We start from the raw sequence: 21513 nt of genomic DNA, 5'->3' as shown, positions 1-21513 counted from the left end.
ACAGTGCTTTCGTAGGGTTACTTACGTCACTCGCCATTCACCCAGGCGCGGAAGCGGCTGAACATCCCTCCCTTGGGACGCGGAGCGGCGTGGGAGGGCCGGCCGGCCGGGGCCTGCTGCGGCATCGCGGCGGGCGACGGCGCGACCTGAGCGGAAGCCGGCCGCGCCGGCCGGGTACCGGTCGCGGACGGCACGGTGCGGGGCGTGTACCGGATGGGCAGGGTCACCAGCTCGCGGCTCCACGGCGCCGGCACCCACGAGAGCTCCTTGAAGGGCACGCGCATCTCGACATCGGGCAGCCGGTTGAGCAGGGACTCGACGGCCGTGGCCGTGATCATGAACGCGGGGTCCTTCGCCGGGCACCCGTGCGGGCCCGCGCCGAACGCCAAGTGGGCCTTGGAGCTGAGCTGTTCGCGGTGCGCGGTCAGCTTGGGGTCGGTGTTGGCCGCCGCGAAGGAGATCAGGACCGGGTCGCCCGCCCGGATGGTCCGGTCGCCCAACTCGACGTCCTGCGTGGGGTAGTGGCCCGCGTAGTTGGCGATCGGCGAGTAGTTCCACAAGGTCTTCACGACCGCGTCCTCGACCGGCAGGCCGGTGGGCCAGTCGTCGCTGAGGTACAGCGCGGCGCTGGTGCCGATCGAGGCCGCCAGAGGGGTGGTCCCGCCGCCCAGCAGGGTCACGAGCTGGTGCAGCACCTCCTCGTCGGTCAGCCGGGAGGAGTGCACCATCAGCCGGGTGGTGAGGTCCTCGCCGGGCTGCCGGCGTTTGAGGGCGATCAGTTCGAGGACCGCGGCGCCCAGGGCCTCGTCGGAACCCGGGACACCCTGGAAGAGGCCGGTGATCCCGGCGATCACCCGGTCGCCCAGCTCGGGCGGGCAGCCGAACAGCTCACCGAAGACCAGCAGCGGCAGCGGCTGGGCGTAGGCGGACATCAACTCCGCCTGGCCCAGGGCCTCGGAGCTGAACTGGCTGATCAGGTAGTCGGCCGACTGCTGGGTCAGCCGGACGATCCGGCTCTGGTCGACGGTCGCGAGACTGTCCGTGACCGCCTGCCGGAGCCGGGCGTGCGCCGCGCCGTCGCTGAACATGGCGTTGGGGCGGTAGCCCATCATCGGCACGGCCGGGCTGTCCGCGGGCACCCTCCCCTCGTTCAGGGCGTTCCAGCGGCGCGAGTCCCGTATGAACAGGGTCGGGTTCTGCAGGATGTAGAGACTGGCGTCGTAACTGGTGACCAGCTCGACCTCGACGTCCGGCGCGATGTCGACCGGGGCGCTGGGCCCCATCGCGCGCAGCTTGGCGTACGTGCTCTCGGGGTCGGAGCCGAAGTCGGACCCGTACAACGGGAGGTTGCCGTGCGCGGGGCAGCCCGTCGGGGCCCCGGACGCGTCGAAGGGCTGTTGCATGCTGGCTCCTAGCCGAGTGAGGACAAGAGGTGCTTCACGAGCGTGATGAGTGCCTGCATCGAGGAGTCCTGGTCCCGGACGTCGCAGTGGATGACCGGGGTGTCCTCGGAGATGTTGAGCGCCTCGCACACCTCGTCGAGCGGGAACTGGTGCTTCCCCTCGAAGGTGTTGACGCCGATGACATACGGCAGACCGAACGCCTCGACCAGGTCGAGGACGGGGAACGTCTCCTCCAGCCGCTCGGGGTCCGCCAGGACCAGCGCCCCCAGCGCTCCCCGGGACAGCCCCTCCCACATCTGCTTGAACCGCTCCTGCCCGGGGGTTCCGAAGATGTAGAGGACCAGGTCCTCGCCGAGGGTCAGCCGCCCGAAGTCCATCGCCACGGTCGTGGTCGTCTTGTCCGGCGTGTCGGAGAGATCGTCGATCCCCTCGCTGGCCTCGGTGATCTCCTCCTCGGTCTGGAGCGGTTCTATCTCGGAGACACTTCCGATGTACGTGGTCTTCCCGACCGCGAAGTGGCCCACGACCAGGATCTTCACGGAGCGGGAGACGTCGGGATCCAGATACACGGGACTACGCTCCGGTTCGAATTCGCATCAGGCCGTCGAGCACGGCGGTCAGCAGGACGGGATCATGGCGTTCGGCATGGGGCACCGGATTGCGCACATGGATCAGGCCGTCCTCGGCCATCTGCGCCAACAGGATGCGGACGATGCCCAGGGGCAGCCGGGTGTGGGCGGCGACCTCGGCGACCGAGAGGAACCCGTCCGCGATCAGATCCAGGACCGTACGGGCTTCCGGGGCGAGCGTCCGTGCCGCCGCCACCGCACCGTCCTGGGCCGTGATGATCGTGGTGTGCTCGTACTCGCTCTCCCGCGGCAGCGCGCGACCCTGCGCGATGACGAAGAGGGGGACTAATGGAGCCGTCAGCTCCAGCTCGCTGTCCAGTTCGTCACTCATCGCCCGTCCTTCCTCCCCGGGCGGCCGACCCAGCGGCCAGCACCGGCATCGTGTCGCCCAGCCGTACGGTGAACTCCTCGATGTCACAGCCGTGTTCGGCGGCCGCCGCGAGGAAGGCGCCCTCGCCGGCCGCGATCAGGAACACCCAGCCGTGCTCGAACTCGATGACCGTCTGCATCCACTCGTCGTCCTGCTGACCGCCCGCGAACGGCGCGGTCGCCCGGCTGTAGGCGTGGATGCCGGTCATGGCCGCCGAGATCGTGTCCGCGAGGTTCCTGCCGATCCCCGAACTCGCCCCGCGCGGCAGACCGTCCGCGCCCAGCAGCAGCGCGTGCAGGGCGCCCGGCACCGACGCCACCGCCTTGTCCAGCTCCGCGAGCAGGAAGACCCCGCCGCCCCCGGCGTCCAGCGCCGCCCCGGCGCCGTCCCCGGGATGGGCCGTCTCGCTTCCGGTCACCCGCGCCGGAACCGTGAGGTTGTTGCCCAGCCGGGAGACCAGCCGGTTCATCCGGAACGACAGCTGCTCCATGTCCACGTCGGGCTCCGCGGCGGCGGCCAGATAGGCACCCTGCCCGGCCCCGATCAGGAACACCCAGCCGTGCTGGAACTCGATGACCGTCTGGATCCAGTTCCGGCTCGGGGCCAGTCCGGCGAAGTGGGCGGTGGCCCGGCTGAGCGACTGCATCCCCGCCATGGCCGCGGAGATGGTCCGCACGTCCTGGCCGGTCAGGTCGTCCGTGGACCCGCGCGGGACACCGTCCGCGGACAGCACCACGGCGTGCCGTGCCCTGGGCACGTTGTCCACGATGTCCTGGACCATCCAGGACAGGTCAGCTGTACTCATGCGTTTTCGGACCCTCCGGGCGTCGGAATGTCGAAGGAGGCCGTGTCGCGCGCGGACTGCGTACCGCGCTGCAGGGCCGCCAGGCTGCCGGTGCCGCGCCGGGCACCGCGCCGGGGCGTCTGCTCGCCACCGGTGCCGACACCGGTGGGCGACATCCGGGAGCCACGCTTCGGCAGACCGCCCGCCGTACGCGCCGACCGCCCCGTCTCCATCGGCCGGATGCTGCTCACGGGCGCCTCGGTGGCCGGCGGCAGGGCCTCCTCCATGGTCCACAGCTCCTCGGGCAGGAGTACGACGGCCCGTACGCCGCCGTACCGGGAGACACCGGTGACATCCACCGTGAAGCCGTGCTGACGGGCGATCAGACCGATGACGGGGAAACCGAACTTCGGCTGGGTGCCCAGCTGGGACAGCCGGGGCAGGCCCTCGCCGGAGAGCAGCGCGCTGGCCCGCTGCCGGTCCTCGTCGCCCATGCCGACACCCGCGTCGTCGATGACGATGCAGAGGTTCTTCTGCGCCTGGCGGAAGGTGACCTCGATCGGGGCGTCCGCCTGGGAGAAGCTGGCAGCGTTGTCGAGGAGTTCGGCCACGGCCAGGGCGACCGGCGCGACGGCCGAGGCCTTCAGCGCGATGCCGCTGGGCTGCATGATCTCGACCCGCTGGAAGTTGCGGATCTGGCTCTGGGCGCTGCGGACGACGTCGTAGACGCTGGCGGGCTGGCTGCGGCGGCCCAGCGGTGCGCCGCACATGACGGCGATGCCCTGCGCCTTGCGGGCCATCTGGGCGTTGGCGTGGGTGATGTCCATCAGGTCGGAGAGGACCGCGTGGCCGCCGTACTCGCGCTGGACCCCGTCCAGCAGCGTCGTCTGCTCGGCCGCGAGGCTCTGCAGGAAGCGGGCGGCACCCTTGAGGACCGACTTGGTGTTCTCCTCGGCGGCCTGCTCCGCCTCGCGGATGACACCGTCCTGCTCGTCCCGCAGCGTGGTCAAGGCGGCCTGCGCGCGGTCGAGTTCACCCTGGGCGTACCGCAGCCGCGCCTCCAGCGCGGCCTCGGACTCCCTCTTCCTCCGCCCCAGGGCTCTGCTGCGGAGCACGAGCACCACGACTGCGGCTACGGCTGTCACCGCTATCGCAACCAGGCACCAAAGAAGCACGTCTTGAGTCATGGAAACCTTTCCCGGCGCGTGGCACGCAGGCGTCATCGGGTACGCCTTGCAAGGATCCGCAACCCGTCCAGGGGACTGCATGACTGATCGACGCGGAGGGATGACCGCGTTCAGACTCAAGGCCTGACCAAATGTGGATCAAGGTCGCAGACGGCGGAATGCTATCACCGTCAACCGTGGGTAGCGGAGGTCGCTCCATCGGGTTTCACGGAGTTAACACGCCTGCTGCGTAAGGGGTGTTGACCCCAATGAGACACCGAGGGCCACGGCACCGCCGGATCGGTCGGCGGCGGCCTGGCTCGGCCGGGTGACGTGGTCGCGCAGAGGGCCACGGTAAGGCGCCGGATCCCGCCGGGACGCTGTTCTTCCCGGGTCCTTGTCGGTCGGCGGCCAGATCGTTATCAGGTCCCGCTCCACGGGCCCGGGTGCCGGCCGGGCCGGCGCGGACGTCTCGTGCCGTACCGCCACTCGGCGGTTCGGGAGCGGTCCGGTTCGAGTCCCCGCCGCACGGGTGGCGACGTGGCCCGACCCGGAGCGGTGAGCACGGGCGGCCGGCCGTCGCGGCAACGGCCGGGGCCGCCACCCCCCACAGGAGAGGCCCCGGCCGTCGCGCGGCACGGGCCGCGCGGCGGCCCGTACTCTCTACAGCGTCAGGAGTGCGTTTTCTGTCACACCGCACGCCCGAACCAAGTAGTTGCGCGTTGTACGGACATGGACGAGGGACAGTTTCAGGTCGTAACGTGCCTTTCGCGCCGGAGGGCGGCCGCGACCAACCAAATTCGAGGGACCACGTGCTGGGGGACGACGCGGAGCTGACCGCCGCGGTGCTTGCGGCACAGGACGGGGACGAGACCGCGTTCCGGACTGTGTACCGCACGGTGCACCCACGGCTGCTCGGATACGTACGGACACTGGTCGGCGAACCCGACGCCGAGGACGTCGCGTCCGAGGCCTGGCTGCAGATCGCCCGCGACCTGGACCGCTTCAGCGGGGACGCGGACCGCTTCCGGGGCTGGGCGGCCCGGATCGCCCGCAACCGTGCCCTGGACCACATACGGATGCGTGGCCGCCGCCCCGCGACGGGCGGCGACGAGACCGAGCTGGCCGGCCGCGCCGCCGAGTCCGACACGGCCGTGGAGGCCATCGAGGCGCTCGCCACCGGCCGCACCCTCTCCCTCATCGCCCAGCTGCCCCAGGACCAGGCCGAGGCCGTCGTCCTGCGGGTGGTGATGGGCCTCGACGCCAAGACCGCCGCGGAGACCCTCGGCAAGCGGCCCGGCGCCGTCCGCACGGCCGCGCACCGCGGTCTGAAACGGCTCGCGGAACTGCTCGGCGGCGACCCGGAATCGGCCGCGGCCCTCGACGCCCTGCCACCCCAGCGAGACCCGCGCGACCACGCGGTGACGTCCGCCACTGTGACGCATACGCGTGCGCGGACGCAGAAGGACATGTGATGGCCGACGAGCGCTCTGCTGTGCCGGGGGACGCACCCCGGACCCCCGGCCGATGGCTGGACCGCGAAACCGCCGAACTGCTGCTGCGCGGCGAGTCCCTCGAAGCCGTCGACCCGGCCGCCCGCGACCAGGCCGAACGGCTCGCCAGGACCCTGGGCGCCCTGGCCGTGGAACCCACCTCGGACAAGGTCGAACTCGCGGGCGAGGAAGCCGCGTTGGCCGCTTTCCGGGCCGCGCGCACCGGCAACGATGTCGAACGGTCCGCCCTCGGCCGGCCCGGCCGCGCGCACTCCTCCGACGCCGGGCTAGTCCGGCTCGGGCGGCCCGTGGAGACCGTACGGGGACCGCGCCCCGGCAGATCCGCGCGGTTCGCGCTGACCGCCGCGCTCGCCGTCGGACTGGTCGGCGGGATCGCGGTCGCGGCCGGTACCGGAGTCCTGCCGTCGCCGTTCGACGACCCGGCGCCCGCCGCCTCCATCTCCGCCGCCGCGACCCCGGACCGCCCGCTGATCTCGCCCTCGCCCAGCGGCACCTTCGGCTCGGGCACCCCCTCGGCGGGCGGCGCCACGACCGGTTCCGGCGACTCCCCCGGCGAGGCCGTCGGCGGCAGCACGGACCGCACCCCCGCCGCCGGCACCGGAGACGACGAGGCCACCCACTCGGGCAGTTGGTGGAGCGCCGTCGCCTCGTCCTGCCGTGCCGTGCGCGACGGCAAGTCCCTGGAACCCGGCCGCAAGCGCACCCTGGAGGGCGCGGCGGGCGGCACCTCTCACGTGTGGACGTACTGCAAGGGCCTGCTCAAGAAGTCCGGCGGCGGCTCGGACGACCAGGGCGACAGCGGCAAGAGCGGCGGCTCCCAGGGCGGCGACCAGAGCGGTCCGGGCGGCGGCCAGGGCGACCAGAGCGGCGGCCCGGGCGGTACCGACGAGGGCAACGGCACCATGGCCCCGCTCGCCCCGGGCAGCGGCACCGGCAGCGGAAGCGGCAGCGGCGGGAGTGCCGGCGGTCACAAGGGCAACGGCGTGGTCGCCACCCCGCTCCCCTCCGTCTTCACCCCGCTCGCCCGGCGGACACCGTCCGTCCCGGCCCCGTCGCACCCGACCGGCGCCTCGCGGGCACCGGCGCCGGGCCCGACATACAGCACCGTCTGACCTGCGGCTTTGTGACGCGCGAAACTTTTTTCGCGCGGGGTGTGACGTTTTCGGGCCCCGTGGCGCAGTACTGAGTGAGCCGACTGGTCATCGGCCGTCGCACAGGGCCGGGGTTCCCCCCGTACCTACGGCTCGTGCACTCGGCGCGGGCGGGACACGTTCCCCCGGTCCCGCCCGCGCCCCGCACATCTCACCTCGCGTCTCACCGGTAGACGACGACCTTGTCGCCGGTCCGCACCTGCGCGAACAGACTCGCGATCGCCGCCTCGTCCCGTACGTTGACGCAGCCGTGCGAGCCGCCCGCGTAACCCCGGGCCGAGAAGTCGTAGGAGTAGTGCACCGCCTGGCCGCCGCTGAAGAACATCGCGTACGGCATCGGGGAGTGGTAGAGCGTCGACACCCAGTCCCGGGCCTTCCAGTAGACGTGGAACACACCGTCCCGGGTCGGGGTGTACTGCGCGCCGAAGCGGACCGACATCGTCGACACCGTCCGCCCGTCGATCATCCAGCGCAGGGTGCGGGTCGTCTTGTCGATGCACAGCACCCGGCCGGTCAGACAGCGCGGGTCGGGTGCGCCGGCGGGCTGGCCGCCCATCAGATAGAGGTCCCACTTCCCCGGCTTCTTGGTCATCTTCACCAGCCGCTGCCAGGTGACCTTGTCGGTCTCGCCGGTCTTCGGCAGCCCGCGCTTGCCCTGGAAACCGGCGACGGCCTGCTCGGTGAGGTCGTCGTAGGTCCCGGTCGGCCCGTCGAAGAGCCAGTCGACCTGCCGTAGCCGCGACTGCAGCTCGCGCACCCCGGAGCCGCTGTCGCCGCGCGACCACAGGACGTTCGCGGCGGGTTTCGCACTGGGCGTGCTCGGCGTCGCCGAGGGACTGGCCTTGGCTCCCGGCAGTTCGATGCGCACCGGCAGATGGTGCTTGCCGTCCGAGTCCGTGCCCTGGACCGTGCAGCCGCACACCGCCAGCAGCGCCGACAGGGCCGCCGTGGCGACGATCGCTCTCCCCATACCCGTACTACGCATCGCGGACCCCCGCCGTCTCACCGGTGTCACCCGGACACGTACCCCCGGATGACGGGCCGCGAACGGCGCGGCATCGTGGTGACCGGAGGTGCACACCATGGTGCGCGAATCGGAGTCGGGCCTGCCCGTCGAACCCGTCTACGGCCCCGGGGCGCTCGCCGGCTGGGACCCGGCCGAGCGGCTGGGCGAGCCGGGGGAGTACCCCTTCACGCGGGGCGTGTACCCGTCCATGTACACCGGGCGGCCCTGGACCATGCGCCAGTACGCCGGTTTCGGCACGGCCGCCGAGTCCAACGCCCGCTACCGCCGACTGATCGCCCACGGCACCACGGGCCTGTCCGTCGCCTTCGACCTGCCCACCCAGATGGGCCACGACTCCGACGCCCCGCTCGCACACGGCGAGGTCGGCAAGGTGGGTGTGGCCATCGACTCGGTGGACGACATGCGGGTGCTGTTCGACGGCATCCCGCTGGACAAGGTGTCGACGTCCATGACGATCAACGCCCCCGCGGCCCTCCTGCTCCTGATGTACCAGCTGGTCGGCGAGGAACAGGGCGTGGCGGCAGGGCAGTTGACGGGCACGATCCAGAACGACGTACTGAAGGAGTACATCGCGAGAGGGACGTACATCTTCCCCCCGAAGCCGTCCCTCCGCCTGACCGCCGACATCTTCCGCTACTGCGGTGCCGAGATCCCGAAGTGGAACACCATCTCGATCTCCGGCTACCACATGGCGGAGGCCGGTGCCTCGCCCGCGCAGGAGATCGCCTTCACCCTCGCCGACGGCATCGCGTACGTGCGGACCGCGCTCGCGGCCGGCATGGACGTCGACGACTTCGCACCCCGGCTGTCGTTCTTCTTCGTGGCCCGTACGACGCTCCTCGAAGAGGTCGCCAAGTTCCGTGCCGCGCGCAGGATCTGGGCCCGGGTGATGCGGGAGGAGTTCGGTGCGCGCAACCCGAAATCCCTGATGCTGCGCTTCCACACGCAGACCGCGGGCGTCCAACTCACCGCCCAGCAGCCGGAGGTGAACCTCGTCCGGGTCGCCGTCCAGGGCCTGGCCGCGGTCCTCGGCGGCACCCAGTCCCTGCACACCAACTCCTTCGACGAGGCGATCGCGCTCCCGACGGACAAGAGCGCCCGCCTCGCGCTGCGCACGCAGCAGGTGTTGGCGTACGAGACGGACGTGACCGCGACGGTGGACCCCTTCGCGGGCTCGTACGCCGTCGAGACGATGACCGACGACGTCGAGTGGGCCGCCGTCGAACTGATGCGGCGCGTCGAGGAGTTGGGCGGCGCGGTCGGTGCCATCGAGCACGGCTTCCAGAAGGGCGAGATCGAGCGCAGCGCCTACCGCATCGCCCAGGAGACCGACTCCGGCGAACGGGTCGTCGTCGGCGTCAACCGCTTCCGCCTCGACACGGAGGAGCCGTACGAGCCTCTCCGCGTCGACCCGGCCATCGAGGCCCAGCAGGTTGCACGCCTCACACGACTCCGCGCCGGACGCGACCAGAAGGCCGTGGACTCGGCGCTGGGCGCGCTGCGGGAGGCGGCGGCCGGTACCGACAACGTGCTGTATCCGATGAAGGAGGCGCTGCGGGCGCGGGGGACGGTGGGGGAGGTGTGCGGGGTTCTTCGGGAGGCGTGGGGGGTGTATGTACCGGTGGATGCGTTCTGAGATGGTCGATTACTCCGTATGGGTGATCGGAGGAGGAAGCTGCACGTCACCGGTTACGCTCGTGGAGGGTGTTCCCCAAAGGAGGGTGCCGTGGCCGTGATGCTGCATGAGTCGTCGCTTGCCGAAGCCGCCGACCGGCTGTGGGAGGAGCTGCCCGGACACCGGGTGGAGATCCTCAACGGGAGCATTGTGGTGACACCGCCGCCGGATGGCTCGCATCAGGAGACACTGACCCGGCTCATCGAGGACTTCGCCGATGCTGGGGCCAGACAGGCAGGGCTGAGGTACGTCCAAGGGATCGGGCTGTGGCTGCCCACGGGGCCCGACGACTATGCGGTGCCCGACTTCTCTGTCGTCGACGCCGACTTCATGGACGCGCTCGTCGAGAAGAACTGCTACGCGCCGCACGTCTTCCGCCTGGTGCTGGAAGTCACGCCCTCCAACTGGACCAACGACACGGCCACCAAGGTCGACATCTACGCGCGGGCCGGCATTCCCGTCTACGTCATCGCCGACCGCAGGCACGACGAAGTCCTCCTCTACTCCAACCCGGCCGATGGCAAGTACCCCGACCCACAGCGCTACAAGCGAGGCCAGAACATCCCCGTCCCGGAGTCCGTCGGAGTCGCCCTCGAACTCTCCGTGGACGTCCTCCTCGACGGCGAGGGCTGACTGTCGTACCCCCATGGCACACTCGTGCTCATGTTCGGTGTCATAGACCTCCCCACCTACCTCGCCGGCCTGGTCCTGATCGTCCTGCTGCCCGGCCCCAACTCGCTGTACGTCGTCTCCGTCGCCGCCCGGCGTGGCACCCGGGCCGGGTACACCGCCGCCGCCGGTGTGTGGTGCGGGGACACCGTGCTGATGACGCTGTCCGCGGCCGGGGTCGCCTCGCTGCTGGAGGCCAACGCCGTGCTGTTCGGGGTCGTGAAGTACGCGGGGGCCGGGTATCTGACCTGGCTCGCGTTCGGGATGCTGCGGGCCGCGTGGGCGATGTGGCGGACCCGGAAGGAGCGGGCGGCCATGGAGGCGGCTCCCGCCGCGGAGGCCGCCGATGAGCGGCCGTACCGGCGTGCGTTCGTCGTCAGTCTCTTCAACCCGAAGGCGATTCTGTTCTTCGTCGCCTTCTTCGTGCAGTTCGTGTCGGAATCCAACCCGGTCGTGGGCTTCCTGACCTTGGGCGTACTCGCCCAGTTGGCAAGCGTGTTGTACCTGTCCGCGCTCATCTTCGGTGGGTCTCGTCTGGCTGCCGCGTTCCGTCGCCGGAGGACGCTCAGCGCCGGGGCCACCTCGGCCGCCGGGGTCCTCTTCCTGGGGTTCGCGGTCAAGCTGTCTCTGGCGAGCGTGTAGGGGCTGACGTGTCTCAACTTGACGATGCTGCGGCCCTGTTCGCCGGTATGAGCGTCCATGAGCAGCAAGAGGCGCTAGGGGCTCTCGGCTTGCCCAAGAGGCTCCCGAAGGAGTCCCAGGAGTCCCAGGAGTCCCCCAAGGTCACCCCGTTCTCTGCCCTTGCCAGCACGCCCGGCAGGCGGAAGCGGAAGCCACTCACCGTTAAGGCAGTGAGTAGCCCTGAGACGTCCTGAGGTTCTCAGGCCGCAGGATTTATGTACTCGTGCCTTTCCCGGACCGTGTGAGCCCCTGCGCGTCCACCTGCCCGTACCCGACAACGCGAATATTGGCGATGCCGCATAGACGACCCTGAGCGACCCCCCGTACGGTCGTGTTCAAGGGCCCCAACTGGGGCCGGACACAAGGGGGTTTCGCATGGCCCGCGAAGAACTGACCCGCCTTACCGGCAACGGCAACGGTGAGTGCAATCAGAACGACTGCCCCAACGTGTACCGAACCGCAAGCGGCTCCATCATCGTCCAGGGCGACCTGTCCGAGGCTTTCAAGCCTCCGCAGGGTGAGGCCCTGGTGGAGATCCCGGAATCGGTACTCAGGGAGGCTGTTCGTGCTCTTGGATGGTGAAGCGTGGCAAGCCAAGTTCCGGGACTTTCAAAGCGAGGCATGGAGACTTGAGACCCTGCCCGAGTACAGGGTCCCGCAAGAAGAGGAAGAGATCCGGGCTTTTCTAGCGGGCGACCGCATTGACCCCCACACGCACTCGAACTCCTACACCGAAGACCTCAAGAGAGTGCGCCGGGAAGGAAAGAGCAAGGGGCGCGTACACATCGTGACTCGCCCCCTGTCGGCATACCTCCGGTACGAGTTCATGTATTACCGGCCGCACGTATGGGCCGGAGAAGACATTCGAATCATGGACGTGACCGATCGGGAAAATTCTCTGGCGGGCGTCCAAGACTTCTGGATGTTCGACAAAAAGGAAGTCGTCCTCATGAACTATGAGGACGACGGCACGCAGATCGGCCGGGAAGTGTACGAGGGCGACGTGGCGCGGTACCTCGAATATCAGCGCATTGCACTGACCGCGTCGGTACCTTTTGAGGAGTACGTGAAGGGTCTTGACGTTTGAGCCAGAGGAGATGGGGCAGTCCAAGGCGGACCTAGCCGACACTCTCAAGATGCTCCGAAAGCGAGCCGGGATCACACAGACCCGGCTCGCTCGGCTATGCAACATGAGTCAAACAAAGATCAGCAATATCGAAGGAGGGAAACTAACTCCCACTCTAGTTGATGTTGAGCTAATTCTAAGAGCCCTGGACGCACCTCCGGAACTCGTTTCACGAGTCGCAGCCCTGGCGCGCAATGCAAACAGTGAATGGCAAGACGTTTGGAACCAGCGCCGAACCGGTCTAGAGAAGAAGCAGAACGAGCTAGCCGGGTTCGAGCAGGCGTCCACAGAATTCCGGTACTTCCTGCTGTCGATGATTACCGGGCTGCTGGCAACGCCCGAGTATGTGAGAGCGAGTCTCGCCCACATCCCTGGAGATCACAGCAAGGCGATTGCCAAGAAGCTAGAGCGACAGGCAGTTCTATACGATACGTCGAAACGCTTCACGTTCATTCTTACTGAGCAGGCCGTTAGGTGGCCATTCCTACCCTCGGCAGCCATGGCGATGCAGGTTGACCGACTGGCATCGATTTCCTTGCTGCCGAACGTTCACCTCGGGGTCATCCCGCTTGAAGGTCATATGTCGGTAGGGCCGTTGAACACCTTCACCGTATATGACACGCGGATCGTGACCGTCGAGACGCAGACGGGCGCAATGGTATTCAGGGACCACCGGGATGTATCGGCATACCTAGATGAGTTTGCCGTATATGAAGGCTTGGCGTTGTTCGGGGATCAATGCAGGGGACGTCTGTTCGATTGGGCCGAAAGGTTCCGCTCGTGATTCCTACCCGACAACGCAAATAAAGTTCGTTCGACTGCACGCTTCGCGCCACCATTAAGTGACAGACGTGCAGCCGAGGGGCGATAGATGCTTGAGCACCAGCCACACGCCGAATCCCGTTCCGGACCAGTAGCGAGGAACATCCCCGGACTTGAACCTGTCGGGGTCGAGGGGTGCATGACGTGCGCAGCCCTCGGGAATTCCCGAGAAGTGGCCCGCGAAGCGGGCGTGCCGAAAGCTGTGGCGAGTGCCAATCAGGAGATCAGCAACCATCCGCATAGCGGCGTGGGTCAGGGGAGAAAGCTCCCCACCGCGACGGTTTGGGGGGTGGCTGTATGACCTATCCGGGCGAAGCCGTCGACCTACCCCTAGACGATTGGCTGTACGAAGCCAAGCCACGTGAAGGGTGCCACCAGTGCGCGCAAGCCCTTGCTGCATTGGAGACGGCCAAGAAGACCGGTGACGCCTCCGCTCGCTTCGAGGCGGCTCGCAGGGTTCGGCAATGCACGCACGGGGACTAGGCCATGGCCACCGCACCCGAAAAGCCGAGGGCTGGTCGGCGAGGTTATGACAACGGCCGCCCTTCCATTATTGAGTGGTTGAACGGCGTATCCGCGATCTGTGGAGAGTGTTTCGGGAGTCGCGAAGTCTGGTGCCCTGCGTGCGGTGGGTTCGGCGGGTGTGTCACCTGCAATGGTCGGGAAAAAGTCCGGTGCACTCATTGCGCGGGCGGGCGCCTCACCGGATACAGGTTTTGAAGCAGAGCTGAGCTGCGTGCCCAGAGCACGCCGGAATCAGCCTCGCAGTGATCAGAATGCCCAAGAACCGCCCCGTCCGTACGTCGTCCCCCGTGGCGTGCGGGCGGGGCTTCTGAATATCTGCAAGATGAATGATCCGGAGCCTTCTGAGGCGAAACGAAAAATCAGGGGTGCCCCGAGCCGGCTCGGGGCACCCCTAAAAATTTACTGGTCCTTCAGTGACCTCTTAGAACAGTGTCGATCGGGCAAGACCAGGTGAGTCACCGTGATGCAGAGTTGGTTCCCGCACCGGTTCTCGAAGGTGTTCGCGGTGATCGGCCCTCGGTACTTCTTCGCCGTAAGATATCTCTTCACTAGAGTTTCACGGCCACGCCCGAAAATGGGCTCGCCCTCGGCCGTAGTCTTCCCCCGCCATACTCGACAGCCAGTCGAGATAATAGGGCTAGAAAACGCCATGATCTCATCGAGCGGAGTCTTCACGTCCCAACCTTTCCTTCGAGGGATATTCCTTCTCAGAGCGAGGGGAACGGGGCGATCAAACCCCGTTCCCCGCACTGCCAGCCGCTTAGCCAGCGGCAGCCTTCACAATCTGTACCGACGAAGTCTCCGCGAGGGAAACGCCAGCGACTCTCATCGTCAGTTTGAACCCAATTTCATCGGAATCGAAGCGAGCGTCTTCGGAAACCTTCACCGAGGCATTGCGGCGAATTCCAACCATGATGCGCGAGCCATCAGCCACCGCCACAGTCTTGGGCGGCAGGAAGGCGCTCGGAAGGATCGGCAGGCCCCATGCAGTCGAAGCGGGAGAGTCAACCGGAGAGCCACCTTGGTAGGTGCCGCTACCGGAACTCTTCTCCTTCCTCAACGCCGCAGCCATATCAACGGAAGCCCATGCGACCGAAGGCGTTCCGTTCATAGCCTCGATCCGGGCCACGGCGTCGGCCAAATCGTCGTAGGTGACAGTGACCTTGCCCGCTCCAAGGGTCGTAGAGACACCCTGCAAAAGAATGCCCTTGATCGGGTTGCTCCCCGAACCCGTGAACGCATCGGCATCGAACTTGAGGCTAGCGTCACGAAGAAGGTTGCCAGCAATGGCGTTGCGCAGATTCACGGCACTGTCTTCGAGCACCTCGGAACTGGCCCACTGAATTCGGCCGATCTTCTTAGCCTCGAACTTAACCTCACCCCAGACCATTTCTCCTTCGGGGATGGTCTGGCCCTCTTCTACGTAGTCACCGCCAGTAGAAGAGACAAGCTGCGGAACCGAGAAAGTCTCCGAATTGAACGGGACTATGCTGTCGGCAGGGAGACCCCGGAGGAAGGTCGAGTTAGCCTTTAGCGCGTCCACGTACTTGGAAGCCGTCTCGGACGGCACCACATAGCCGCCGCTGCTCGGGGAATTCTCGGCGATAAGTTCGCGGTACTCGTTCGCGGACGGCATCAGGCCGCGCCACGAATTTCCCTTGTCCTGATGCCGATTTCCGGTCGGCGCGAACAGGCCGCCAGCGCGGGTCATGAGCGAACGAACCTCGGCCTCCCGTTCGCCACGCTCGACAGCATCTCGGGCCTCGGCCTCAAGGCCGTTGATGTCCGAGTCAAGCTCCTCGATGCGTTCACGCTTCTCCGCGTTGGAAAGATTCTTGTTGTCATTCACAGAGCGCATCTCGGCAACGAGACGGGAACGCTTCTCCAGAGCGGCCTTAGCCTGAGCCTTGAACAGGGGAGGGCAGTCAGTCATTGATATTCCTTAGAGGTTTTGGCCGGAAGAGGCCATGAAAAAGCCGCCCTGCACCCGGAGTCGGGTGGGGCGGCTTTGTTGTGTCTGTAGTTCTGTTAGTTGGCTAGGGCTTCTTTAGCGCGAGCTGCGCGCTGTTGCTCTACGCGTTCAACGAAGCGGTCTCGGCGCGCATTGCGCCGAGCTTGGTTCTTGCAGGAAGGGTTGCAATACCGGGGTGGACGGCCAGGGCCGTATTCGATATCGAAGGGCTTCTCACAAGCCCAGCACTTCAGCTCGACTGTGTTCTTCATGTCTCATGCCTCTTCGAGGTTCAGCTTTCACCCTTCATAGAACCGTTAGGTAGCACGAAACCTCACACGCTACCCAGCTCAATATTGAGAACCCTTCGAACGCCTCGGCCGAGTTGCGGACCGCCTATCGGTCCCACGAGTTCCGGCTAACCCCCGCGTGTTCGAGGGGAGGGAAAGAAGCGGGTGCGGGAAAGGATCCCGAAAAAGTTTCAGATCCCCCTCCGGGCCCGCCGACGCAGGAAGGCATGTCGGGCGATACACACCAGCCCGGCCACGACTGGCCCGATGGCGGGGAGTCCAGCGATGCCGGTGAGGGCGACCGCAAGTACTCCAAGAGCAACCAAGGCAAGGCCAACGATTAGCAGTCGGTTACTTGAGGGCGCAGGCAGGGGGGCTGGGTTTGGCGTGGTGTCAGGTCCGGGTGAAACCCGCCCCGAGGTGCGGCGAACGTCCGGTGTTCCCTCTGGTGTCGGGGTGTGGGGAGTCTGACGTTGCGGGTCCTGTCGTGTGCCCTGCCGGTGAAAGGCGGCGATGGCATACAAGGTGCCTAGGACTGTGGCTACTACGCTCACGATCTGCATGTGCTCATGATGGCGGTCAGTTGACCGGGCAGTGAGAGGAATGGAGGAGTCCGCTCATGCCTTAGTACCGCTTGCCATTCCGGTAGTCGTTCTCTCGTCTCGTGTTGCATGAGCGGCATAGAGCGCGCACGTTATCGAGCGTGTTCGTGCCTCCCTCTTTCCGAGGGGTGATGTGATATCCGGTTAGGTCTTGATCGGTACCGCAGTGCGAACAGTAAGGCTGGAGCCTGATGGCTTCAGCCCTTACTTTTTTCCATTGGTAGTCGGCTCCGAATAGCCTCAGCCGGCTAGCGCCTATAGCTGAAATTGAAGGAGATCACTTCTCCCGCTCCGACCCCTTCTCGGGAGTCGTTCGCTTCGGCCTTGGCCGATAGAGACTCTGAAGGCTCACAGGCCGAAGGAGTCACGCTCTCGTCCTTCGCTCTGCTCCGCAGGCTTCGATCTTTCAGCCTTGGCCAGAGTCAGCCCCGATAGGGAGCCTGGCTTTCTGCCCGCTCTTCGATCGGCCAGGGCATAGGTGTACCCGAAGGGGTACACCGTCTTATGAACTATAGATATGGGATCTCTATTGAGATCCCTATGAGATTGTGTACCCGCTCGGGTATATCCCCTGTACCCATAGGGGCACTAGCGGGCTACCTGCCCGGCATAGAGCTGATAGGCGTGTTCGGCCGAGGCGTAAGGAATCTCGCGCCACGGCCAGGCCCCCGGTTCCTCTCCGTCGAGGAACCAAAGCTTCTGCTCAAGAGTGAGATCAATCGGCCCGGTAGGGGCTGTGGACGGCCGTTCAGCGGCCGAGGGGCCCCAGCGTCAAGGTCCGCCGCAGCGGCCTTCGTAGGGCCGTTCTCGGGCTTCTGACGCTTGCGCCCCTCCGGTCCGGTCTTGACTGCCGCCAACACCTCAGCCGGGGCAGTGAGGCAGTAGACGACGGTATCGGCGCCCGAGCGGATTCCGGTATCCGTGAGGTAGCCGCACTCGACAAGCTTCCTACGGTGCGGATGAACCTTGGTTGCATTGGACAGGCCGACCATTTCAGCAATGGTCGCCATGGACGGAAACACGTCCGTCCCGTCCGAGTAGTCCCCGAACGTCGAGAAAGCCATTCCCACGGCGAAGGTGTTCTGTCTGATGCGCGGATCGTGGGCTATGCAGCGCCGCCAAAGGTCGTGGTCTACGCGGGAGTTCATCTTTCCGGGTTCTCCAAATCGTGAGGGCGCGTGGCGACTGCTACAGCCCTGCCGCCCGGTTGAGGCCGAAGCGGGCGCGCTGGCTATGTCTACCGTCGTGCCCCTGGCGGTTTCAAGGAAGGGCGTTTAAACGGTGCCTTTGACTTCGCCAGGGGGGAGCGATGCAAGGTTTCTTCACCACAAGCACCCGGCGCACGTTCTCGGGGTCGAGGTAGGGGGAGTATGCGTGTTGTAACCGTGATCCAGGATCAGGACGGTAACCGGAGAGTTGTTGCTGATGTCGTCTATCCATCCGAGAATTGACATAAGAAATGCCCCCTTTTTCCGGAGGGGGCATTTTGGTTTCGCGGAGTGCGCCGGTATGGCTAACTCCAGTTGTTGTCCATCCTGATCAGTCGCTTCTCAACATCGTGCGGAATGATCAACCGCCCCAACAGTTCCCCATCGTCCTGTTTTCCAAGTTCGAAAGTGATTCCGGCGCTCACTAGATCTTTTTCCATGGCTTCTACGCCACCGGTCTTCCAGTGTTGGCTGTAGGTAATGCCGGTGCTTTCGTAGACCCACCTATCTTTTGTGGACTCCGGGTCGATCTTCGTCAAGTCGTTCATGAGAGCGTCTAGCGTTGTCTCTGCCTTCTCGCGAATGAATCCGGCCTTATCGAACCTTCCACCGGGCTCCAACCCAGACATGTAGTAGGCGATGGAATCTTCCAGTCGCTTCCGCTCACGCCTGTTCTCGTCGCCTCGGGCGTACTCACGGCGGATCACCTCGAAATCACCCAGGGCCTCAAAGACGGCCTGTGCCAGAGCCGAGTACACATGCTCAGGATCTGGTGTCACGAATCCGGGCTTCCGGCACTCGGGGCACCGCAAGTATCGGTACTCCTTCGCTTCGCCAGTAGAGAGCGTTTTGTAGTTGTTCGTTTCATTAACGTTTCTACCGCACTGGTGTTTCATGACGCCGAGGAACCTGGTGGGACGGCGGTTCTTCTCATGATGGCGCTTGTTCTTCGAGCGGGTGGCAAGTGCTGCTTGTACGTTCTCGAACTCTTCATCAGTCAAGATCGGGTTATCCGTGACCCGGATTTCCTGGCCGTTCTTGTCCAGTACCGGTGTGGATTTGTAGGTGACCGCTTTCGTTCCTCCCTCCGTGCGAATCCCCTTAACGGCAGGATTCCTAAGGGTCCTGAGGACTTGCTGGTTGTTCCATTTCCCGTTGCTGTAGGTCGGAACCTTGGCCCTGTCAAGGACCTTAGCGATTCGGTTTGCCGGAACCCCCCGCATCGCAGCTTCGTACATGTAGCGCACTGCCCGCGCTTGCTTGGGATCTTGTACTAGGCGGAGTTTCCCGCGCACCCTGCCAGTCTTGTAGCCATACGATGGCTTACCGATACGCCATTGGTCCTGCTGCTTAGTGTATTCCCAGTGGGATGAAACGCGGGTTTTGGTGTTGGCGGCTTCAATCTCTGCAACTGCTGCGACGAACGTCACCATCGCCTGGGCCATGGGAGATGACAAGTCCAGCGTGTCATTGAGAGAAACCAGGTTCTTCCCGAACTTCTCGCACCACTTGATGACCTCGTGTAGGTCAGAAATGCGCCTGATGAACCGGTCCAACTTCCAGAACAGAATGAGGTCAAACTCTGGTATGCGGTTGTTGAGCCAGTCCCCGAGTTCCTTCCGCTCCCAAGGTGCTTTCTTGGTCGCAGACACTCCGAGGTCCCTGGCTACGCCGACAACCCTGATGCCCTCTCGGATGGCATGGCGACGAAGGTCAAGCTCCTGCCGGGCTGGGCTGGTGGTGTCCTCGGTGAGGATGGACAGGCGTACCGACAGGAGCCCACGGGGCGCGCCCTCTGGTAGCGCATCGTTCGTGGCTTGGAGTTCGGCCAGCTCTGCCAGTTCCTCGGCAGTCCACTCGGGAGCGGTCTTCGTAGCGGTCATGGGCGCGAGCGTACATGCAGTTGGATTCTGGAACGTTCTTCGTGCAGTTCGTCGACCCGGGGTACGCCTATCCCGCCCTGTCGTTCGTCGTGCTCGGCGCCTTCGCGCAGCTGGCGAGCTTCCTCTACCTCAGTGCGCTGATCTTCGGCGGGACCCTGCTGGCGACGGCCTTCCGGCGGCGCAGGCGGCTCGCGGCGGGGGCGACCTCGGCGGCGGGCGCGCTGTTCCTCGGGTTCGCGGTGAAGCTGTCGCTGGCCAGTTCCGTCTAGCTCCGTACTTCGCGGGTGACTGAATCGGCTGGTTCGGGACCCGTGAGAGTGTCTGTTGGAGCCGTGGCCGCGTTGGTGGGGTGTGACGAAGTCTTCCCGGTCCCCGCGGCCACGGGCGGTGCGTCCGCGCATGGAATGCGTGGTCAGCGCCGTGGTGGAGAAGCGTCTGGGCGCTCTGCCTGTCGCTGCCGAGTTTCTGCGCCGGCTGGATGTGGCCGGGACCGTCGACCGGTTGTGCCCGGGCCGTGACATCGCTCATCTGACGCATGGCCAGGTCATCGGGACGCTGGTGGCCAACCGGCTGACCGCGCCCGCCCCGTTGTGGCGGGTGGATGACTGGGCGCGTGAGTGGGCGGTGGAGGAGGTCTTCGGCATCGAGCCGGAGCTGCTCAACGACGACCGGCTGGGCCGGGCGCTGGACGCCATCGCCCCGCACCTGACGGAGCTCACCGACAGCATCGGAGCCCGCGCGATCGGCGAGTTCGGCATCGATGTGTCGACGTTCCACTGGGACATGACGTCGATGTCTCTGTACGGCGCCTATCCGGCCGATGACCAGGACGAGGACTATCCCCAGGTCAAGCACGGGCATCCCAAGGACCGCAGATACGACCTCAAGCAGATCCAGACCGGCCTTGCGGTCTGCGGCGACGGTGGCATCCCGCTGCTGTCCCGCGTCATCGACGGCGGAGCCGCGGAGATCTCCCAGGTCACCGGCGCCATGAACGCCCTGCGGGCCATGGCCGGGCCATGGCCGGGCCGAAGGAGTTCCTGCTGGTCGCGGACTCCAAGCTCGTCTCGTACCGCAACGTCACCACGCTGATCAAGGCCAGATGCGATTTCGTCGCCCCGGCCCCGGCCTCCACGGTCGACGACGCGGTCTATGCCGCCCTCGACCTGGATGCGGCCACCGTCGTGGACTACACCCCCGCCCGGGACGAGAACACCCCGGCCCAGCAGCGCGAGACCTACCGGGTCCTGGAGGACACCCACGTCCTGTCCGGACCACGTAAGCGCGATCCGCAGGTAGAAGTGCGCCGGATCCTGGTGCACTCCACCGGCAACGCCAAAGGTCAGCGGTGGGCCCGGGACAAACGCCTGGCCAAGGCCCAAGAGGAGCTCGACAAGCTGCAGCGCGGGGTCGGCGGCCGCTACTACAACACCGCCGAGAAGATCGCTCAGCGCGTCGGCGTGATCGCCAGAACCCGCCGGGTCACCGGCTGCCTGTACACCGAGATCACCACCGACGACACCGGACGGCCCACCCTCGACTGGCACTTCGACCAGGACGTCCTCCAGGCCGAGGCGGCCGTCGACGGCTGGTACGCGCTGCTGACCACCCTCACCCCCGAACAGGCCGATGCCGCCGAGGTGCTGCGGCGCCACAAGGGCCAAGGCACCGTCGAGCGCCGCTACGGCGACTTCAAAGGCCCCCTGGCCGTCACCCCCGTCCTCGTACAGGACAACAAACGGGTCGCCGCACTGGTGACGGTGATCTGCCTGGCCCTGCTCGTGTTCTGCCTGATCGAACGCCAGGTCCGCCAGGCCCTCGGGGGCGACCAGAAGATGCCCGGACTGTATCCCGGCAACCAGCTGGTCCGGCCCACCGGCCGGATGATCCTCTACCACCTCTCCGGCCTGCGGCTGCGAGTCGGTCATGCCACCGACCCACCCACCATCGTCATCAGCCGCGGCGTCCAGCTCCATCTCCTCGACCTCCTCGGCCTTGAACCGACGCATCCCCGCTGGCCAGAGACCTGAACGAGCT

The 21513-nt window shown here is 66.2% G+C and carries 19 protein-coding genes and 1 pseudogene; 11 read left to right on the top strand and 9 right to left on the bottom strand.

Annotated elements, in window-relative coordinates; all coding sequences use genetic code 11:
* Positions 1–26 precede the first annotated feature (26 nt).
* Genes ACIBJH_RS02740 through ACIBJH_RS02720 form a run of 5 tightly spaced genes read right to left on the bottom strand, consistent with a single transcriptional unit; the run spans position 27 to position 4310 of the window.
* A complete protein-coding gene (locus ACIBJH_RS02740) occupies positions 27–1403 on the bottom strand; it encodes a cytochrome P450 (protein ID WP_399115031.1) in 1377 nt (458 codons plus the stop codon).
* An 8-nt stretch (positions 1404–1411) separates the two neighbouring features.
* The gene (locus tag ACIBJH_RS02735) at positions 1412–1972 is read right to left on the bottom strand and encodes an ATP/GTP-binding protein (protein WP_381248619.1); all 561 of its coding nucleotides are present in this window, start codon (positions 1970–1972) and stop codon (positions 1412–1414) included.
* A 4-nt stretch (positions 1973–1976) separates the two neighbouring features.
* Complete coding sequence (locus ACIBJH_RS02730; RefSeq protein ID WP_019066890.1) at positions 1977–2363, bottom strand: DUF742 domain-containing protein; 387 nt, start codon at positions 2361–2363, stop codon at positions 1977–1979.
* Positions 2356–3183, bottom strand: a complete 828-nt coding sequence (locus ACIBJH_RS02725) for a roadblock/LC7 domain-containing protein (RefSeq protein ID WP_399115586.1) — start codon at positions 3181–3183, stop codon at positions 2356–2358. Before ACIBJH_RS02725 ends, ACIBJH_RS02730 begins: the two co-directional genes overlap by 8 nt.
* A gap of 20 nt (positions 3184–3203) precedes the next feature.
* On the bottom strand, positions 3204–4310 hold the full coding sequence (locus ACIBJH_RS02720; RefSeq protein WP_399115585.1) for an ATP-binding protein: 1107 nt from the start codon (positions 4308–4310) through the stop codon (positions 3204–3206).
* An 854-nt stretch (positions 4311–5164) separates the two neighbouring features.
* Here ACIBJH_RS02720 and ACIBJH_RS02715 point away from each other — a divergent pair.
* Together ACIBJH_RS02715 and ACIBJH_RS02710 are read left to right on the top strand one after the other, a co-directional pair.
* Positions 5165–5827 carry an RNA polymerase sigma factor gene (locus ACIBJH_RS02715; protein WP_399115584.1) on the top strand — a complete coding sequence of 221 codons (663 nt, stop codon included), beginning with the start codon at positions 5165–5167 and terminating at the stop codon, positions 5825–5827.
* The gene (locus ACIBJH_RS02710) at positions 5827–6978 is read left to right on the top strand and encodes a hypothetical protein (protein WP_399115030.1); all 1152 of its coding nucleotides are present in this window, start codon (positions 5827–5829) and stop codon (positions 6976–6978) included. The genes ACIBJH_RS02715 and ACIBJH_RS02710 overlap by 1 nt, the downstream gene beginning before the upstream one ends.
* Positions 6979–7180: 202 nt before the next feature.
* On the opposite strand, the gene ACIBJH_RS02705 is transcribed toward ACIBJH_RS02710, so the two are convergent.
* Positions 7181–7987, bottom strand: coding sequence for a L,D-transpeptidase family protein (locus ACIBJH_RS02705; protein ID WP_399115029.1), 807 nt, complete (start codon positions 7985–7987; stop codon positions 7181–7183).
* Positions 7988–8099: 112 nt separating this feature from the next.
* On the opposite strand from ACIBJH_RS02705, the gene ACIBJH_RS02700 reads away from it, so the two are divergent.
* From ACIBJH_RS02700 to ACIBJH_RS02675, 6 genes are all read left to right on the top strand, one after another.
* Positions 8100–9680, top strand: a complete 1581-nt coding sequence (locus tag ACIBJH_RS02700) for a methylmalonyl-CoA mutase (RefSeq protein WP_399115028.1) — start codon at positions 8100–8102, stop codon at positions 9678–9680.
* Between the two features lie 90 nt (positions 9681–9770).
* Entirely contained in the window at positions 9771–10352 is a 582-nt protein-coding gene (locus ACIBJH_RS02695) for a Uma2 family endonuclease (RefSeq protein WP_399115027.1), read from the top strand.
* Positions 10353–10382: 30 nt separating this feature from the next.
* Positions 10383–11030: a leucine efflux protein LeuE gene (leuE, locus tag ACIBJH_RS02690; protein ID WP_399115026.1), complete on the top strand. Its 648-nt coding sequence runs from the start codon at positions 10383–10385 to the stop codon at positions 11028–11030.
* Between the two features lie 414 nt (positions 11031–11444).
* The gene (locus ACIBJH_RS02685) at positions 11445–11651 is read left to right on the top strand and encodes a hypothetical protein (RefSeq protein WP_366894508.1); all 207 of its coding nucleotides are present in this window, start codon (positions 11445–11447) and stop codon (positions 11649–11651) included.
* Positions 11635–12156 (top strand): DUF6879 family protein, encoded by a 522-nt coding sequence (locus ACIBJH_RS02680; protein WP_393759543.1) that lies wholly within the window; start codon positions 11635–11637, stop codon positions 12154–12156. The genes ACIBJH_RS02685 and ACIBJH_RS02680 overlap by 17 nt, the downstream gene beginning before the upstream one ends.
* Complete coding sequence (locus ACIBJH_RS02675; protein WP_399115025.1) at positions 12146–12979, top strand: helix-turn-helix domain-containing protein; 834 nt, start codon at positions 12146–12148, stop codon at positions 12977–12979. The genes ACIBJH_RS02680 and ACIBJH_RS02675 overlap by 11 nt, the downstream gene beginning before the upstream one ends.
* A gap of 1323 nt (positions 12980–14302) precedes the next feature.
* Here the strand turns inward: ACIBJH_RS02675 and ACIBJH_RS02670 are convergent.
* From ACIBJH_RS02670 to ACIBJH_RS02660, 3 genes are all read right to left on the bottom strand, one after another.
* Positions 14303–15475 carry a phage major capsid protein gene (locus tag ACIBJH_RS02670; protein ID WP_399115024.1) on the bottom strand — a complete coding sequence of 391 codons (1173 nt, stop codon included), beginning with the start codon at positions 15473–15475 and terminating at the stop codon, positions 14303–14305.
* A gap of 932 nt (positions 15476–16407) precedes the next feature.
* The gene (locus ACIBJH_RS02665) at positions 16408–16578 is read right to left on the bottom strand and encodes an HNH endonuclease (RefSeq protein ID WP_399115583.1); all 171 of its coding nucleotides are present in this window, start codon (positions 16576–16578) and stop codon (positions 16408–16410) included.
* A gap of 1320 nt (positions 16579–17898) precedes the next feature.
* A complete protein-coding gene (locus ACIBJH_RS02660; protein WP_399115023.1) occupies positions 17899–19476 on the bottom strand; it encodes a recombinase family protein in 1578 nt (525 codons plus the stop codon).
* A gap of 35 nt (positions 19477–19511) precedes the next feature.
* Here ACIBJH_RS02660 and ACIBJH_RS02655 point away from each other — a divergent pair.
* The 3 genes and pseudogenes from ACIBJH_RS02655 to ACIBJH_RS02645 form a co-directional block, all read left to right on the top strand.
* Positions 19512–19745 (top strand): annotated as a pseudogene (locus tag ACIBJH_RS02655) (LysE family transporter); the annotation flags it as partial.
* A 130-nt stretch (positions 19746–19875) separates the two neighbouring features.
* Entirely contained in the window at positions 19876–20568 is a 693-nt protein-coding gene (locus tag ACIBJH_RS02650) for an IS1634 family transposase (RefSeq protein ID WP_399115022.1), read from the top strand.
* Complete coding sequence (locus ACIBJH_RS02645; RefSeq protein ID WP_399115021.1) at positions 20496–21506, top strand: hypothetical protein; 1011 nt, start codon at positions 20496–20498, stop codon at positions 21504–21506. The genes ACIBJH_RS02650 and ACIBJH_RS02645 overlap by 73 nt, the downstream gene beginning before the upstream one ends.
* Positions 21507–21513: the final 7 nt, after the last annotated feature.

The organism is Streptomyces sp. NPDC050548 (genome assembly GCF_044457385.1).
GTDB lineage: Bacteria > Actinomycetota > Actinomycetes > Streptomycetales > Streptomycetaceae > Streptomyces.
The sequence above is the reverse complement of the archived record's forward strand: the minus strand, read 5'-3'. Positions and strand labels throughout refer to the sequence as shown.

Excerpts from the sequence above, each read along its gene's own strand:
- ACIBJH_RS02740 (WP_399115031.1), bottom strand. The coding sequence starts at position 1,403 with ATGCAACAGCCCTTCGACGCGTCCGGGGCCCCGACGGGCTGCCCCGCG.
- ACIBJH_RS02730 (WP_019066890.1), bottom strand. The coding sequence starts at position 2,363 with ATGAGTGACGAACTGGACAGCGAGCTGGAGCTGACGGCTCCATTAGTC.
- ACIBJH_RS02725 (WP_399115586.1), bottom strand. The coding sequence starts at position 3,183 with ATGGTCCAGGACATCGTGGACAACGTGCCCAGGGCACGGCACGCCGTG.
- ACIBJH_RS02710 (WP_399115030.1), top strand. The coding sequence starts at position 5,827 with ATGGCCGACGAGCGCTCTGCTGTGCCGGGGGACGCACCCCGGACCCCC.
- ACIBJH_RS02705 (WP_399115029.1), bottom strand. The coding sequence starts at position 7,987 with ATGGGGAGAGCGATCGTCGCCACGGCGGCCCTGTCGGCGCTGCTGGCG.
- ACIBJH_RS02700 (WP_399115028.1), top strand. The coding sequence starts at position 8,100 with ATGGTGCGCGAATCGGAGTCGGGCCTGCCCGTCGAACCCGTCTACGGC.
- leuE (WP_399115026.1), top strand. The coding sequence starts at position 10,383 with ATGTTCGGTGTCATAGACCTCCCCACCTACCTCGCCGGCCTGGTCCTG.
- ACIBJH_RS02685 (WP_366894508.1), top strand. The coding sequence starts at position 11,445 with ATGGCCCGCGAAGAACTGACCCGCCTTACCGGCAACGGCAACGGTGAG.
- ACIBJH_RS02670 (WP_399115024.1), bottom strand. The coding sequence starts at position 15,475 with ATGACTGACTGCCCTCCCCTGTTCAAGGCTCAGGCTAAGGCCGCTCTG.
- ACIBJH_RS02660 (WP_399115023.1), bottom strand. The coding sequence starts at position 19,476 with ATGACCGCTACGAAGACCGCTCCCGAGTGGACTGCCGAGGAACTGGCA.
- ACIBJH_RS02650 (WP_399115022.1), top strand. The coding sequence starts at position 19,876 with ATGGAATGCGTGGTCAGCGCCGTGGTGGAGAAGCGTCTGGGCGCTCTG.
- ACIBJH_RS02645 (WP_399115021.1), top strand. The coding sequence starts at position 20,496 with ATGGCCGGGCCGAAGGAGTTCCTGCTGGTCGCGGACTCCAAGCTCGTC.